Source organism: Flavobacterium sp. 2755 (genome assembly GCF_031455715.1).
Taxonomy (GTDB): Bacteria; Bacteroidota; Bacteroidia; order Flavobacteriales; family Flavobacteriaceae; genus Flavobacterium.
Genome location: NZ_JAVDTG010000009.1, coordinates 75,572 through 92,287, shown reverse-complemented (window position 1 = coordinate 92,287; position 16,716 = coordinate 75,572). Strand labels below are relative to the sequence as shown.

The 16,716-nt window shown below is 34.1% G+C and carries 11 protein-coding genes; 7 read left to right on the top strand and 4 right to left on the bottom strand.

Features of this window, described 5'->3' with window-relative positions; translation table 11 throughout:
* Positions 1–62: 62 nt before the first annotated feature.
* The gene (locus J2Y38_RS19290; RefSeq protein WP_309845744.1) at positions 63–1,451 is read left to right on the top strand and encodes an MATE family efflux transporter; all 1,389 of its coding nucleotides are present in this window, start codon (positions 63–65) and stop codon (positions 1,449–1,451) included.
* A gap of 10 nt (positions 1,452–1,461) precedes the next feature.
* Here J2Y38_RS19290 and J2Y38_RS19285 read toward each other — a convergent pair whose 3' ends face one another.
* The 4 genes from J2Y38_RS19285 to J2Y38_RS19270 all read right to left on the bottom strand — a co-directional run bounded on the left by J2Y38_RS19285 (position 1,462) and on the right by J2Y38_RS19270 (position 4,576).
* A complete protein-coding gene (locus tag J2Y38_RS19285; RefSeq protein WP_309845742.1) occupies positions 1,462–1,944 on the bottom strand; it encodes a hypothetical protein in 483 nt (160 codons plus the stop codon).
* 129 nt (positions 1,945–2,073) lie between these two features.
* Positions 2,074–2,982: an AraC family transcriptional regulator gene (locus tag J2Y38_RS19280; protein ID WP_309845740.1), complete on the bottom strand. Its 909-nt coding sequence runs from the start codon at positions 2,980–2,982 to the stop codon at positions 2,074–2,076.
* 74 nt (positions 2,983–3,056) lie between these two features.
* Entirely contained in the window at positions 3,057–3,866 is an 810-nt protein-coding gene (locus J2Y38_RS19275; protein ID WP_309845737.1) for an SDR family NAD(P)-dependent oxidoreductase, read from the bottom strand.
* Positions 3,867–3,976: 110 nt separating this feature from the next.
* Positions 3,977–4,576, bottom strand: a complete 600-nt coding sequence (locus tag J2Y38_RS19270) for an RNA polymerase sigma-70 factor (protein WP_309845735.1) — start codon at positions 4,574–4,576, stop codon at positions 3,977–3,979.
* A gap of 293 nt (positions 4,577–4,869) precedes the next feature.
* Between J2Y38_RS19270 and J2Y38_RS19265 the strand changes: the two genes are divergently transcribed.
* The 6 genes from J2Y38_RS19265 to J2Y38_RS19240 all read left to right on the top strand — a co-directional run bounded on the left by J2Y38_RS19265 (position 4,870) and on the right by J2Y38_RS19240 (position 16,428).
* Complete coding sequence (locus tag J2Y38_RS19265) at positions 4,870–6,018, top strand: FecR domain-containing protein (protein WP_309845733.1); 1,149 nt, start codon at positions 4,870–4,872, stop codon at positions 6,016–6,018.
* Positions 6,019–6,274: 256 nt separating this feature from the next.
* Complete coding sequence (locus J2Y38_RS19260) at positions 6,275–9,769, top strand: TonB-dependent receptor (RefSeq protein ID WP_309845730.1); 3,495 nt, start codon at positions 6,275–6,277, stop codon at positions 9,767–9,769.
* A gap of 10 nt (positions 9,770–9,779) precedes the next feature.
* On the top strand, positions 9,780–11,192 hold the full coding sequence (locus J2Y38_RS19255; protein WP_309845729.1) for a RagB/SusD family nutrient uptake outer membrane protein: 1,413 nt from the start codon (positions 9,780–9,782) through the stop codon (positions 11,190–11,192).
* A gap of 154 nt (positions 11,193–11,346) precedes the next feature.
* The gene (locus J2Y38_RS19250; RefSeq protein WP_309845727.1) at positions 11,347–12,384 is read left to right on the top strand and encodes a TlpA disulfide reductase family protein; all 1,038 of its coding nucleotides are present in this window, start codon (positions 11,347–11,349) and stop codon (positions 12,382–12,384) included.
* Between the two features lie 49 nt (positions 12,385–12,433).
* On the top strand, positions 12,434–13,558 hold the full coding sequence (locus J2Y38_RS19245; RefSeq protein ID WP_309845726.1) for a TlpA disulfide reductase family protein: 1,125 nt from the start codon (positions 12,434–12,436) through the stop codon (positions 13,556–13,558).
* A 74-nt stretch (positions 13,559–13,632) separates the two neighbouring features.
* On the top strand, positions 13,633–16,428 hold the full coding sequence (locus tag J2Y38_RS19240; RefSeq protein ID WP_309845724.1) for a pitrilysin family protein: 2,796 nt from the start codon (positions 13,633–13,635) through the stop codon (positions 16,426–16,428).
* The last annotated feature ends 288 nt before the right edge of the window (positions 16,429–16,716 follow it).

Sequence of the window (16,716 nt, the reverse complement as noted above, 5' to 3'; positions counted from 1 at the left end):
TGATCCTTCGTTCCTCAGTATGACAAAAAAAAATGTGTCTTTGCGCGATTAAAAACACATATATGTTCAAACGTTTAAAAAAAATATTACATACTGCAGAATCATTTGATTTTACCAAAGGAAGTATCAGAAAAGGAATTCTGATTCTCTCCATTCCAATGGTTTTGGAAATGGCTATGGAATCTGTTTTTGCTTTGGTCGATTTGTATTTTGTCGGACATTTAAAAGAAAGCAATTATGCGATTCAGGTTGTCGGTTTAACCGAATCTGTTTTTGCGATTATTTATTCGATTGCCATCGGAATTAGTATTGCAACAACAGCAATTGTCGCGAGGCGTATTGGCGAAAAAGAAAACCGACAAGCCGCAGAATCTGGTGTACAAGCTATTATAATGGCAATTGCCATAAACGTATTCATTAGTTTAGGAGGTTTTATTTTTGCTAAAGAAATTCTTATGCTAATGGGCGCTTCTGCATCTGCAGTCGTTTATGGTGTAAATTATACCAGAATCATGATGGCAGGAAGTGTTTTCGTGATGTTGATTTTCCTGATTAACGGAATTTTCAGAGGTGCCGGAAATGCCATAATCGCCATGAAAAGTTTATGGATTGCCAATATTTCGAATATTATTTTATGTCCGATTTTGATAAACGGATTTTGGTTTATTCCCGCAATGGGCGTTACCGGAGCTGCTATTGCAACCACTATCGGAAGGGGAATCGGGGTTTTGTACCAATGTTATTTCCTTTTTTACGGACAGGGAATTTTAAAAATTAAATGGAATTATTTTCTGCCCAATTACAAATTAATTCAGGGTATCATAAAACTCGCAACGCCTGGCGTTCTACAATATGTAATCGCTTCCTGCAGCTGGATTTTCCTTGCCAATTTAGTCGCTGTAACGGGCGGAGATTATGCTTCATCAGGTTATCAAACAGCGATTCGGATTATGATGTTTTTCATTCTTCCGGCTTGGGGATTAAGTAATGCCGTTGCGACCTTGGTCGGACAAAATTTGGGTGCAGATGAAACAGGAAGGGCAGAAGAAGCCGTTTATAAAACCGCCAAATACAATATGATTTTTATGGGATCAATTATGCTGGTTTGCTTTTTCAGCGCGCATTATCTGATTTCGTTTTTTACCAATGACCCAATTATTATCAGAATTGCTGTAAATGCTTTGCAGATTATGAGCGTTGGTTTTATTTTCTACGGACTCGGAATGGTTTTAAACAATACCTTCAATGGGGCAGGAGATACCTGGACACCAACCTGGATCAACATTTTAGGATTCTGGATTTTTCAGGTTCCGTTTGCGTATCTGTTAGTTCATTATTATGAAATGGGACCAACGGGCGTTTTTATCGCAATTCCAACTGCCGAAACTTTGATTACGATTTTGAGCGTAATTGTTTATAGAAGAGGGCGATGGAAGAGAATTTTAGTTTAAGAAATTTAAATTATTTCTTTTTATTCTCAAGCTGTACCGTGAATTTACCATAAAAAGGATTATCAGCCATTTGCGAATGTCCAATTACTAAAACATAATTCCCTTTTTGTTCGAGGTTAGTTTTCAAATCAATTCCAAAAGGCCCGTCTGAACTTTTATCAGGAGAAATAATTTGATTAAAACGAATATTTCCTTTTCCTCCAGCTGGAGTAATCTTTCCATTCAATTCGCCTAAATCTTCATTTTTAAACTTAACGTATACTCTTGAGTGAATAGAATCTAAAGAGCCTTCAGCAACATAAAAATCTTTTTCGTTTTTGAAATTCATGAAAATAGTATCGCCAATTTGTTCGTTTTCGACTTTGTTTTCTTTTACAATAATTGAATCTTTTGCAACAATTGAATCTGAGCTAGAAACTGAATCGGTTTTAGTTTGCTTTTGTTGACATGAAAATAAAAGAATTGATAGTAAGAATATTGAAATATTTTTCATAGCGATATCTTTAGTAATGTATTTCAAATATAATTCTGTTTTAAAGATCGTTTGTTATATAATAGTATTTGGATTTTGCAGAATCTAAATATTGTTTTTAAAGAATAAAAACAGGTTAAAGTTATTTAGTTAGCCAAATGTCGATCTGTATTGTGCAGGAGATATTTTGGTTTTCAACTTAAAGAGTCTGCTGAAAGACTGCGGATAATCAAACCCTAATTGATAAGCTACTTCATTGATGGTTAGACTAGTTGTTGAAAGTAAATCCTTTGATTTTTCGATCAGTTTTTGATGAATGTGCTGTTGAGCGTTTAGGCCTGTTAGCGAACGAAGCATATCACTTAAATAGTTAGGTGTATAATTCAATGTTTCGGCCAGATATTGAACAGTTGGCATTCCATTATTGACTGCTTTTTCTTCAAAATATTTATTTAATAAATCTTCAAATTGCTGAAGGAGATCATTATTAACGACTTGTCGTGTCAGGAATTGACGTTTATGAAATCGCTTAGCATAACTCAAAAGTAATTCGATTTGAGCAATGATTACTTCACGGCTGAAATCATCAATTCGGCTATTCAGCTCATCACGAATAATACTAAATATTGACTGCATTGTTGTTCTTTCCTGCTCAGATAAGTGAAGAGCTTCATTGGCAGCATAAGAAAAGAAACCGTATTGCTTGATTTTTCCGGCTAACGGGAAACCTTGCAGGAAATCGGGATGAATAAATATCGAAATACCTTCACTATTAGTATCAGCTTCTACTTTGCCCACAACCTGATTGGGAGACGCAAAAATCAGGCTTCCTTCATTAAAATCATAATGTCCCTGACCGTACTTAAATTTTCCATTCATCTTTGTAACTAAAATGATTTTGTAGAAACTTAAAACGTATTTTAGGTTTGATTTACACATGTCTAGTAAATCTATCGCGTCTATAATAGTGATCATTGGATGAACTGGACCTGAAAGACCTGCAATGCGATGTATGTCCGTAACAGATTCCAACTTAATGATAGGAGTTTCTTTCTTCATATGTTAAAGATAATAAATATAACCGATGGCGTTTAAACCATCGGTTATAATGTAAATTAGAATTTTTTAAAAGATTACCACGGAAGTGGACCATCGGGACCAGTAAAACTACCAGTTGGGCTTTCTATATCAAGAGCTGCCAAAACAAGTGCCCTTGCGCCAACTTCAACCGTGTCAGTACCCATGAAGTCATTAATTGCAGTTGCTGTAAAACCAGGACTGGCTGCGCGAACTTTTATTCCTTCTTTTTCGAGTTCAATTGCCATTGCCAGCGTTAGGGCGTTGAGAGCAGTTTTTGTAGCCGGATAGGTTGCCCCAAAATAAGATCGGTAGGGAAAGTTAGGATCCGAATTTAATGTCAATGACCCCAAAGCGCTAGAAATGTTCACGATTCGACCAGATGCAGAAAGTCGAATGAGCGGGAGCATAGCCTGTGTAACAGCCAATACACCGAAAACATTGGTTTCAAAAAGAATTCGTATTTCGTCTAATGATGCTGTACTTGCTTTGCTTGCTTCTAAAATCTCCGGTACCGAAGAATAACGGCCTGATTGAGCAATCGCCGCATTATTGACAAGAAGATCTAAACGACCAAATTCGTTAGCGATACGCTCGGCTGCGGCATTAATGCTTTTAGCATCAGTCACATCCAATTGAATAGGAAATGCGCCTTCGCCAATATTTTCGGCAACTTTTTTTCCATTGTCAAAATTTCTTGATCCTATAAGAACCAGATAACCGTTGCTGACCAGCTCTTTAGCTACTTGTTCGCCAAGTCCTTTATTGGCACCAGTAACCAACGCAATAGGCTGGCTAATTGATAATGATTTGATTGTATTTTCCATAAGAATAATTAAATAAATTAATGAAGCAAAATTCATCATTCATTAATCTGTCATTGTAACCAAACCAAGGACATTTATAACCAAAATAAAACGAGTTCAACTATTGAAACAATATTTGAACTCGTTTTTAAATTTTTATCTTATTTGTTCTAACTCATTGTAATTTTTCTTTTTGCAAAGAGCAAGAACAAAAAGTTTTTAATTTTTTCGTTAAGTGACAAACGTAAAATTGAGAAAGCTTTGGTAATTTGAGCTTCGACGGTTTTTATGGAAACATCCAGATGTTCCGCAATTTCGATATTGGTTAAACCCTCTTTTTTACTTAAAATAAAAACCTCTTTGCATTTTGGAGGAAGGTTTTGAATTTCTTTATTTACTACATTCAATACACGCTGAAATGATTCAGCATCTTCATCCTGAATAACAGAATTTAAAGCGTCGTGATACGATTTTTCGAGAGAAAATAAAGATTGATTTTTTCGGTATAAATCGATGAATTCGTTGTACACTAATTTATAAAGAAAACTTTTTAAAGCGTGATCCGGTTTTAACCTTGTGCGTTGTTCCCAAACTTTAATAAAAACATTTTGCACGATATCTTCGGCGTTGTAAACATTTTTAACTAAGCTGTTTGCATAAACACAAAGTTTATGATGATAGGTGTCGATTAGATAATTAAATGCCTGTTCATCTCCATTTTTTAGAGACTCAATTAGTACATTGTTATCTTTATAATCATCATTTTTCATAGAAACAAATATATAAATTTATAGTTTTTATGGCTCAAACAAGCCCTTAATTTCAGGATAAATTACTTTTTTTTAGATTTCTTATTGAATTTTATTACAAATAAAAAAGATGCTTTAAAATGCAAATATATAGAATTACTTAATTAATTCTATATAATTAATAGAGTTATGAAAACTTTATGTTGAAAGAAAAAGACTTCATATAATGAAAAAAACACCTAAATGAAAAAAAATATTATCAAATTGTTAGGGTTTTGTTTTTTAGCTTCGTAATAATATTAAAAAAAGGTAAAATGACAATGAAAAAGTCAGAGCGTTTAATAGTGAAATTTGTCACAAATCAAGCCAGTCAGGAAGAAATTGAAGAGTTGACGGAGTGGCTGAAAAAAGAAAAACATCAAATTGTATTTAAGGATTTTGTAAAAACCAACTATGCAATTGATGCTGCGATGTACACTTTTGATTCGGCTCAATTAAAAAAACAATTATCAGAAAGAATTGAGAGTGAAAGCAATGTTTTTCAAAAAAGAAGATTTTCGTCATATTACAAATATGCGGCTATTTTGATTTTGGCTTTGGGAGTTTTTTATTTCTATCGAAATTCAAATTTGTTTCATTCTAAAGAAAATGTAATTATTCCGAGACAAGACGATATTGTTTTACAACTTGATAATAGATCAATGGAAATCGACACTTCTGAAGCTCGAAATGTGACAGATAAAAATGGAAATATAATTGGGAAACAGGAAAAAAACAGATTGGTATATTCAAATACCAATTCAAGTGGAAAATTGGTTTACAATACTTTGAAAATTCCGTACGGAAAAAGATTTGAAGTTCAATTATCAGACGGCACTGTTGTGCATTTAAATGCAGGAACATCATTAAAATATCCGGTTCAGTTTCTGAAAAATCAAAGCCGTCAAGTTTATTTAACCGGAGAAGCTTATTTTGAAGTAGCAAAAGACAAAGCGCATCCGTTTACGGTAAATACGCAGGAAGTAAACGTAGAAGTTTTGGGAACGAAGTTTAATGTAAATACCTATCCTGAAGATGTAAGCACTGATATTGTTTTGGTTGAAGGAAAAGTTTCGCTTTATAAAGAAAAGAAAACAACAGAAAATCAGGTTTATTTAACTCCGGGATTAAAAGGTTCAAATACAAGGGGAGAACAAAAAATTACAATAGAACCTGTAAATACAGATTATTATACGGCGTGGGTAAAAGGAAGTCTGGTGTTTAAAAATGCTTCTTTTGCTTCGATCATAAAAAATCTGGAACGTCATTATAACGTCACTTTTATCAATAAAAACAAAACACTGGGAAAAGAAATTTTTAATGCCCGTTTTGATAATGAACCTATTGAAACAGTTTTGAAATATTTCAGCGACAGCTACAAAATTGATTATATGATTGATGAAGATGTTATAATTATTAAGTAGAAAATTATGAATTATGAATTATGAATTATGAATTATGAATTATGAATTATGAATTATGAATTAATAAATCTATAGACAAAAATCTGTAATCTAAAATCAGAAATCTAATATCTAAAATAAAAAAGCCTATGTAAAAAAAAGTTCCACGAAAATGGATCGTTATTTTATAAAAAAACCGGAAAATGCGCCAACATTTTCCGGTAGGATAAAATGCGGTCAGTACACTAACCAACCACAATTAAAAACATTTAAAAGTATGAAAAAACTCTTGAACTCAATCAGGATTGATACTCCTTTTTTGAAATTTGACTTAAAGATGAAATTAACCACGCTATTTCTATTAACCACTATGACCTTTATGCAAGCAGGAGTAAGCTATTCGCAGAAGGCAAAAATGTCTTTTAGCGCGAGTAATATGACCGTTGCAAAAGTGATAGAAAAGATTGAATACACTACTGATTACAGGTTTGTATACAATGTAAGATCTGTTGATTTAGATCGAAAAATAGATATTAGAATGAATGATGTTTCGATGGACCAAATTCTAAATTCGATCTTTAAAAACACAGGAACTGATTTTAAAGTTTCTGGAAATCATATTATTTTATTACCAAAGGAAGAGCAAAACATGACTAAAAATCTTCCTTTAAAAGAAGCTCCGCCTATTACTATAACAGGAAAAGTGACTGATGCAAACGGTGTACCGCTGCCGGGAGTTAATATAATTTCAGAAATGAATGCAGCCAGAACCACTACGCTGGTTGTAACAGATTTTGACGGGCAATACACTATTAGTGTACCAAACCAGCAAACGGTATTGATGTTTTATTATATGGGTTTTGAAACCCAAAAAATTACTGTAGGTGATAAAACGGTTATAAACGTTACGATGAAAGCGAGCGTTAATAAACTGGATGAATTGGTACTTATAGGCTATGGCCAGCAAAAAAGCGCGAATGTTACCGGTGCTGTTTCTTCGGTAAAAATGAATGATTTTGTGCAGCAGGCAAACGGAGTAGCGGGTTTTGACCGTGCTTTGGGCGGATTGATAAAAGGAGTTCAGGTTGCTCAAAACTCAGGACGTCCGGGATCACCAGTTATGTTGAATATTAGAGGAATCACTTCTCCGTTATCAGGAAGTTTAAATCAGCCTTTGTATGTTATTGATGGAGTTCCGTTTAATATTGACGGATTACCAGGAACTTATGATGGAGGAAGTAATCCGTTATTAGCATTAAATCCTAATGATATCGAAAGCATAAATGTCCTTAAAGATGCGGCGGCAACGTCAATCTATGGTTCAAGAGGAGCAAATGGAGTAATCATTGTAACATCTAAAAAAGGTAAAAAAGGAAGACCTGTTACCAATGTGAGTTACAGCAGTTTTTTTGCTACACCAATTAATACCGTTCGCAGTTTAAATACAGCTGAATACAAAGATTTTTACAACAGAATCCTCTCAAGCTCTACAATGTCACCTTTTGATGCCGGAATGCTAAATTTTGCCAATATGGATCTTTCAAAAAATCCACCGACTTATTTAGGCTTAAATGAAGATGCTTTTGGTAAAGAAGATATTAACTGGAACGACAAAGTTTTTAGAGACATGGCATTGACACAACAAGCCAATGTAAATTTCTCTGGAGGTTCAGATGCTACAAATTACATCTTTGGTGTATCTACTATAAATCAGGAAGGTTTGGTTGTTAAAGATAAATACAATCAATATAACATGAGATTTCATCTGGACACTAAACTTTCGGATTATGTAAAAGTAGGCGGAACCATGAATGGCGGCTACAATAAATCGCAATCTGGAGAAACTTCAACAAGAACAAATGCCGGAGTAAATACAGCAGCGGTTCAAGCCAGACCAGATCAGCCTTACATGGATGCACAAGGAAATTTATTGCCGTGGTCGGATTACACGTATGGTTTTGAAACTTTTACTCCAAATCCGTTACAGACGCTAAACAATAAAAACATACGAAATTCGTATAATTTTATTGGAAACTCTTATGTAGAAGTAACTCCAATTAAAAATTTAAGCGTAAAAGCAGATGTGAATTCGGCGTTGTTCATCAATCAAAATTCTATTTTTTCACCAAAAAGTACAATGGTTGATTTTGGTTTTGCAAACAAGTCAACACTGACTGATTTAGAAAACGTGAGTTCTAATATTACGACCAATTTAACGGCGAACTACGATTTTAAAATTAAAGAAAATAATTTTGGTTTCCTTGTTGGTTATTCTTGGGACAGAACAAAATACAGAGATAAAAGAAACACATATTCTGGTTTTCCGGACGATGAAGTTTTAACCAATGCAAGCTCGGCAGAAAGAGTAACATCGTATTCTGATCAAACGGTAGAATCGGGTATCAACTCATTGTTTTCCCGCTTAACATATAATTATAAAGATAAATACAATGTTACCGTTAACTTTAGAACAGATGCTTCCTCTAAATTTGGACCAGAAAATAAACGAGGATATTTCCCTTCTATTTCAGGAAGCTGGAATTTAGCAAAAGAAGCTTTTTTAGCGGATAATTCAATTATAAATAAATTACAATTAAGAGCCAGTATTGGTAAAGTAGGATCTACAAATGTGGCAAACTTTTCTTATCTGCAGTTTTTCAGTACCAGCTCTTCAAACTTATATGCGGGTAATACGGCTGTAGTAGCATCAACGACATTGCCTAATCAAAATATTGGATGGGAAACTACAAAAGAGTACAACTTAGGTTTGGATTTTTCACTTGTAAAAGACCGCATCAAAGGAAGTTTTGATTATTACAACAGACAAACAACCGGAGCTTTGGCAAAAACACCAGTTCCGTTAGAGTTAGGTCCGTCGCAATATTATTCTAATTTGATGGATGTTTCCAATAAAGGAATCGAAGTTTCATTGGGTGCTGATATTATTAAAACCAAAGATTTTTTATGGAATTTTAATATCAACTGGTCATTCAATAGAAATATCTTAGAAAAACTAAACAGTGCTACCATAAGCAGTGATGTTGCAGATAATTTTACGGTTGGAAAACCAGTAGGAACTTTGACAGGATATAAGGTTGTAAAAATAATTCAGACTCAGGATGAATTAAATAAACTGAATGCCGGAGCACCAGACGGATTATATGGCAGAGCTTCGCTAAGTGTGGGTGATTACCAATTTGCAGATATTAACGGAGATGGTGAAGTTACTTCATTAGACAGAACCGTTATAGGATCAATGCAGCCGGATTTCTTTGGTGGATTTTCAAATGTTGTAACCTATAAAAGTATATCATTAAGTGCTTTATTTCAATATTCAGTTGGGGCAGAGGCATATTGGGATATGTTATTATTTCAGGGAGGCAATTATTTAGGACAAAATGTTGTGGCAGAATATGGTTTAAATACATGGAGTCCTACTAATACAGATGCAAGATTTGCGAAACCAACTTATCAGGATCCGTCAGGAAACTCAAGAAGTTCAGACAGACAAATGTATGACACCTCTTATTTAAGGCTTAAAAGTATTCAGTTAACGTATCAATTGCCAAAACAAATTATTGATAATCTGCACTTAAGTAATGGTTCGGTTTATATCAGCGGTACTAATTTATGGACATGGACTAAATGGCCGGGCAGCGATCCTGAATCTTATGGAGAAAGCGGATTGCCGTCAATTACAGGACAAACAAGAAACAGTGATCCGTATCCGCTTGCTAAAGCAATTTCATTAGGGTTTAACTTGCAATTTTAATTTAGCTATTATGAAAAAAATAAAACATATTAAGTTTATATATTTATTTATTTGCTCTCTTTCTATCCTAAGTTGTAGTATTGATGAAGTAAAACCAATTAACCAATTGACAGATGAAAATGTTATTAGAGACAAAGAATCTGCTCAAAATGCCTTAAACGGAGTTTACCGTCAATGGAGAGAATTTAATACAGGATTTTTTCCGCTGCATTTAGCGGCAGAAGGTAATGAAGGTTTTACTACAGGCGCCATATCCGGTTCTACAGGTATGAACCTCAATCAGGTAGATCCTGCTAATGATTATCTGACATCGGTTTATAATAATCATTATGCCATAATAAATCAGGCCAATATCGTAATCGAAAAATTAGAAAACGGCAGCGCAGTAGGTATCGACGAGACTAGTAAATTACAAATGATTGCTCAGGCAAAGTTTAACAGAGCGCTTGCTTATTTTATTTTGCTTAGAAACTTTGGCCAGTTTTATGATTTGAATTCTACTTACGGAGTAGTCGTAAGAACTACATTTTCACGTGATTTAGAAGCTCAAAAACGAAACACCGTTCAGGAAACTTACAATCTGATTATACAGGATTTAGAATATGCTATAACAAACGGGCCTAAAAACGTAAAACATTATTACGGAGGAAGTCTGGCTGCAAAAGCATTATTGGCAAAAGTAAAACTGACTACAAAAGATTATGCAGGAGCTGCAGCTCTGGCGCTTGAAGTAATCAATAATTCAGAAAATTACGGACTTGAAACCAGTTATGCCAGCATATTTGCAAATACTTACAATTCAAAAGAAGTGATTTTTGCGCCTTACACAACGCTTACCACTACTGAAAAGGATGTTTCGATGAACCAGATCAACAGAACGACTTTCAGTACTATTTTAGGTAATCTTGCAGATGCGCAGGTTGCCGGAGCCGGTAATTTAACAGGAACCGGATCAGGATATGATTCTCGATTTTTATTTGCCTATTCTGCCACAACAAAAGGTACAAACAAACAAGGCAAATATCCTTTTAATTCAAGCGGAACAACAGGAACCGGAAACACAAATTATTATTTAAGATTAGCCGAAATCTATTTGGTTTATGCAGAAGCCGTAGTACGCAGCAATGGCGATCCCGATTTAGCAATTGCCAAACTAAATGCTATAAGAAACCGTGCAGGAGCAACACTTAAAACATTCTCTACCAATCAACAATTATTAAAAGACATCAGGGAAGAAAAACTGCTGGAATTATTCTATGAAAACGGAGAATGCTGGTACGATTTAATTCGTTATCACAGTTTAGGAGATGTATCTGCCTTTACCGAAAAAGCGTCGTTAAAATCTGTAAACCAGTTTATATTACCAATACCGTTACAGGGAATTATAGGTAATAAACTGTTAGAGCAAAATCCCGGCTATTAAAAATCAATTATCATAAACGAGGATTAGAGGTCATCTTTTCTAATGCTCAAAAGTTATCTGATAGGTTGCTAAAACCTATCAGATATACTAAAGTATTGCCCAATTTTAAATTTCAACATCAATAAAAAAATAACTTATAAAAAATAAAATAGCGATGAAAACAACTTATAAACAACTACTTATTCTATTGGCTTTGCCATTCTTTTCGGCGAATGCCCAAAACAAAACCACTGATTATGCTGTAGTTTCAGGAAAAATTACAAATCCTGTTGAAGGAAAAGAATTAAAAATATCCAACAGAAAAGAAAATAAAAACATTACCGTAAAAATTAATAGCGACGGAACTTTTCAGGAAACTATAAAACTGGATAAACCGGGATATTATTCCCTGCAATATGTTAAATCAAATTTGATTTATCTGCAAAACGGAATGGATTTGAAAATTGCATTTAAAGGCGCAGAGAAAACGCCAAAATATGAAGGAAAAGGAAGTATCGAAAACGCTATTTTATATTTAAAAGATTCCCTTAATAATAGTTTGGTGGGAGAATATCCGTATGACAGTTTTTTAAGCTTAGAAGAAAAAGAATATAACAAGCAAATTGATGCATACAAAAAGGCAATAACAGATTTAGTAGAAAAAAATAAGGGCAAAATAGATCCTGCATTTTCAGCAAAACAAGTGGAAGATGTATCGAAATTAAAAGCGAGCATGCAGCCTTTGTATGAAGAACAGAAAAAAGTTTTAAAAGAACTGGCTCCCGGACTTCCATCTCCTGAATTTAATAATTATGTAAACTATAGCGGAGGAACAACTTCATTAAAAGACCTGCGCGGAAAATATGTTTACATCGACATTTGGGCAACATGGTGTCATCCATGCATAAATGAGATTCCGTTTTTGAATGAAATTGAAGAAAAATATAAAGGAAAAAATATTGCGTTTGTGAGTATTTCTATTGACAGAGATAAAGAAGTAGAAAAATGGAAAAGCATGATTGCAGAAAAAAAGATGGGCGGGATACAACTTTGGGCCGGAGGAAATTCTCCTGTAGAATTTGTGGATCGTTATTATGTTAAAGGAATTCCGCGTTTTATTTTATTAGATCCAAATGGAAATATCGTAAGACAAAATGCGCCAAGGCCTTCAGACGAAAAACTGGTAAAATTGTTTGACGAACTAAAGTTGTAACCAAAAATCTTAAAGTCAGAATTTGGCTTTAAGCCGAAAAAAAAATATCATGAAAAATACAATTTTAAAATCAGGTTTATTGGCGTTAGCGCTGATAAGCACAATAATTTCCTGCTCTAAAAAAGAGGAAGGATATACCATAAATGGAAAATTTACAGACTTAAAAGACGGAACTGTTTATTTGGAATTTAATGACGGCGATAAAAAAATAACTGATTCTACTGCAATAACAAACGGAAGTTTTAGCTTTAAAGGAAAAGTCGATCAACCTTTATTATATACCATAAAACTGAAAGGTTCAGAGTTTGGAGCCCGATTTTTACTGGATAATGAAACCATAACTTTTCAGGCAAAAAAAGATTCTGTTCACGATGCAAAATTTTCAGGAGCCGTACAGGATTCTGTTTATAAATCGTACTATCAAAATGAATTCAAAAAGATTTCAAAAGTAGCAGGATCGGTCTACAAAATTTCTGACTCTTTAACCCAAAACGGAAAAATAAAATTAACAGCCGATCAAAAAGCAATGCTTGATAAACGCTGGGAAGATTTACAGACTTTTGGTGATGACCTTACAGGAAAATTTATCAAAACACACAAAGATAAATTAGCAGCAGCTTTAATTATTAACGAACGAATCGTTAATTATACTCCGGAAAAAGTAACAGAATATTACGCACTTTTAACGCCTGAAATTCAAAAATCATTTTACGGAAAAAAGCTAAAAATAGAAATAGATATTGCCGAAAAAACAGCGATTGGTGCTACAGCTCCAGAGTTTTCTCAAACAGATGTAAACGGAAAAATCATAAAATTATCTGATTACAAGGGCAAATATGTATTAGTTGATTTTTGGGCAAGCTGGTGCGGACCATGCCGTAAAGAAAATCCGTATGTGGTTCAGGCTTATAAGGCATATCATGATAAAGGACTTGATATTCTGGGCGTTTCGCTTGATGAAAAAAAGGATCTTTGGGAAAAAGCAATCGAAAAAGACGGCTTAATCTGGACGCATATTTCAGACTTAAAAGGATGGAAAAATGAAGTTGCCGGTTTATACGGTGTAAAAATGGTTCCAACAAATTACCTAATAGCACCTGACGGAAAAATTATTGCCAAAAATCTTAGAGAAGAAGCACTTCTGGCAAAATTGAAAGAAATCTTTAAACAGTAAAATTAGTATTCAGTCTCAGTGAAAACTGTAAACTGTGACTGCGACTGAATACTAAAAAAAAATCTCAACAAAAAATGAAAAAACACATCTTCGTGGGCTATTGCTCACTAGCATTCTGCACCCTAATTTCTGCGCAAAACAAATCAGTTAACTTCAATAAAATAAAAGAGTTAGGTGGGATTGAAGAGTATTTGTACCAGCCAAATGGCATGAATGTTTTGCTTTTACAGGACAATGCTTCGCCAGTTGTAACCGTACAAGTTGTATATCGTGTGGGCTCAAAAAATGAAGTTTTGGGAAACACAGGATCAACGCATCTTTTAGAACACATGATGTTCAAAGGAACTCCAACTTTTAATAAAAAGAAAGGCACAACGATTTCTGACGTACTTCAAAATACAGGCGCACAATTAAACGCCACAACATGGTACGACAGAACCAATTATTATGAAACACTGCCAAGTGATAAAATAGGTTTGGCACTTCAAATCGAGGCAGACAGAATGCGAAATTCTTTATTATTAAAAGAAGATAAAGAAGCAGAAATGACTGTAGTTCGTAACGAATTCGAGCGTGGAGAAAACAACCCGAATAGTTTGCTCGATAAAGAAATCTGGTCAGCAGCTTATATTGCACATCCATATCATCATTCAACAATTGGTTGGAAATCAGATATAGAAAAAGCACCAATTGAAGTATTACGCAATTTTTATAACACCTATTATTGGCCGGACAATGCGACTTTGACCATTATTGGCGATTTCAAAAAAGAAAATGTTTTTGAATTGATCGAACAGTATTTTGGTAAAATTACTAAAGCGCCAAATGCAATGCCGCAGCCTTATACAGAAGAACCACAACAATATGGACCTCGTAAAATTATCATTAAAAAACCAGGAGAATTAGGTGTAGTAAGCAAAGGATATAAAATTCCGGGAGCATTACACGAAGATTTGCCTACTCTGAATATTTTGGCAGAAATTATGGGGTCTGGACCTTCAGCGGTTTTAAACAAGACTTTTGTTGATACACGTTTAGGAAATTATACAGACGCGAATGCAACTAATTTTAAGGAAGTGGGACTTTTCAGCATCGGAGTTGGTTTTCCTGCAACCTCAAAACATGAAGACATTGATGCAAAAATAAACGAAGTAATTACAAAAATTCAAACAGAAGGTGTAACGCAAGAACAAGTAGATCGTGTAGTAGCAAAAATCAGTGCACAAAGTATTTTATCACGTGATGGTTCCGGAGTAATTGCTTCTGAATTAACAGAGGCTATTGCAGCCGGAGACTGGACAGATTATATAACTGGAGTTGATAGATTGAAAAAAGTAACTCCGGCGGATGTTTTGCGTGTAGCACAGAAATATTTAGTAGACGATCAAAGTACAACCGGATATTTTATCCCAAAACAACGTGGTTCAAATAAAGGTCAGGATCAGGCAAAAACAAGCAATTTTACAGCTGAAAACGGACCATTTTATTACAGAGATCCAAATCACGATCACGAAGAAAAATCTTCTCCAAGTTTGGCATTGGAACAAAATATTATAGAAAAAGTTATTTCGTCAGAAGAAGAAACTACGATTGAAAAAAGTGCCTCTAATTATAAAAGAGAAAAAGTAGCCGGAATCGATGTGATTTCGGTTAAAACATCGGCTAAAGATTTTGTGACCGTTGCAGCAAGTATTTCACTAGGTAATTTCGCAAGTGAAAATAAGAATGATATGATTCCATCATTAACCGCTTCTATGTTGTCAAAAGGAACGACGTTGAACGACAAGTTTAAGTTCTCAGAAAAACTTCAAAAATTAGGAGTAAACATCAATATCGGAGCTTCAAATACTAAAATTAGCCTTGGTTTTAAATGTCTGAAAAAAGATCTGGATCAGGTAATTGTTTTATTGGCAGAAGAATTACGTTCGCCTTTATTTGATGCAAAAGAATTTGAAAATTTAAAACAGCAATTTACAGGAAACGTAAAGCAAAGTTTAAACAGCCCAAACGAAAGAGGAAGTATAGCTTTGGCGCAAGCCATTTTTCCAAAAGGAAATCCAAATTATGATTTAAGTGTCGAAGAAAATTTGGATAATATTAAAAACGCCACTTTAGACGAAATAAAAGCATTTCACAAGAAATATTTTGGACCTGCATCTATGCATTTGGTTATTATAGGTGATACGGAAGGTTCTGATTTGAATGCGGCATTAAAAAAATCATTTAGAAACTGGAACGGCGGCGTTTCTGAAAGTTTAAAATTTGAAGAAGCTGTAAAATCACCTTCAAAAACTGAAGTGATCACTATTGCTGAAAAACCTAGTGCCGAATTATTCATCGGACAATATACAGGACTTAAAAGAGCTGATGCTGATTATATTCCGTTCTACATCGCGAACTATACTTTAGGTGCTGGCTTTGCTGGACGTTTAATGCAGACGGTTCGTGATAATGATGGTCTTACTTATAATATTTCATCAAGTTTAGGCGGAAATGTATATACAGGCGGTTACTGGATGGTAAATGCTTCTTTCAATCCAACTTTATTTCAAAAAGGATTAGACGCCACAATGGTTCAGGTAACCAAATGGGTAAATGACGGAATCACTTTAGCAGAATTAGAAAACAAGAAAACCAATTTAATTGGAAGTTTTAAAGTTGGAATGTCAACCACAAGCGGAATGGCGAGAACAATTTTAGGTTTTGTAGAAAGAGGTTTAGAACCTAATTATATCGAACAATATCCAAAAGACATCCAAAAAGTAACGCTGGATCAAGTAAATGCTACAATCAAAAAATACATTCAGTTAGATAAAATGATTGTTGTTAAATCTGGTTCTTTGGATAAAGATGGTAAGCCTTTGCAATAGTTTTCAGTGTTCAGTTTTTAGTGTTCACTCGTAATCTTGAAAGATTGAAGGTAAAAGCAAGTTTTGCCAAAGTTACCGCAATCCAAAACTTGAAACTTGAAACTTGAAACTTGAAACTTGAAACTTGAAACTTGAAACTTGAAACTTGAAACTTGAAACTTGAAACTTTAAACCTGAAACAAAAAATAATTTTAATAGTCATCTTTCTTTTTTAAATCTGAATTAGTAAGCAATTTTTCTTTGAAAGATTCGAAAGAGCTGTTTGCCAACAGCTCTTTTTTTTCCAAA

Bases quoted from the DNA above. Each gene is read 5' to 3' on its own strand.
- J2Y38_RS19245 (WP_309845726.1), top strand. From the start codon at position 12,434: ATGAAAAATACAATTTTAAAATCAGGTTTATTGGCGTTAGCGCTGATA.
- J2Y38_RS19265 (WP_309845733.1), top strand. From the start codon at position 4,870: ATGACAATGAAAAAGTCAGAGCGTTTAATAGTGAAATTTGTCACAAAT.
- J2Y38_RS19290 (WP_309845744.1), top strand. From the start codon at position 63: ATGTTCAAACGTTTAAAAAAAATATTACATACTGCAGAATCATTTGAT.
- J2Y38_RS19285 (WP_309845742.1), bottom strand. From the start codon at position 1,944: ATGAAAAATATTTCAATATTCTTACTATCAATTCTTTTATTTTCATGT.
- J2Y38_RS19270 (WP_309845735.1), bottom strand. From the start codon at position 4,576: ATGAAAAATGATGATTATAAAGATAACAATGTACTAATTGAGTCTCTA.
- J2Y38_RS19255 (WP_309845729.1), top strand. From the start codon at position 9,780: ATGAAAAAAATAAAACATATTAAGTTTATATATTTATTTATTTGCTCT.
- J2Y38_RS19275 (WP_309845737.1), bottom strand. From the start codon at position 3,866: ATGATGAATTTTGCTTCATTAATTTATTTAATTATTCTTATGGAAAAT.
- J2Y38_RS19240 (WP_309845724.1), top strand. From the start codon at position 13,633: ATGAAAAAACACATCTTCGTGGGCTATTGCTCACTAGCATTCTGCACC.
- J2Y38_RS19280 (WP_309845740.1), bottom strand. From the start codon at position 2,982: ATGAAGAAAGAAACTCCTATCATTAAGTTGGAATCTGTTACGGACATA.
- J2Y38_RS19260 (WP_309845730.1), top strand. From the start codon at position 6,275: ATGAAAAAACTCTTGAACTCAATCAGGATTGATACTCCTTTTTTGAAA.
- J2Y38_RS19250 (WP_309845727.1), top strand. From the start codon at position 11,347: ATGAAAACAACTTATAAACAACTACTTATTCTATTGGCTTTGCCATTC.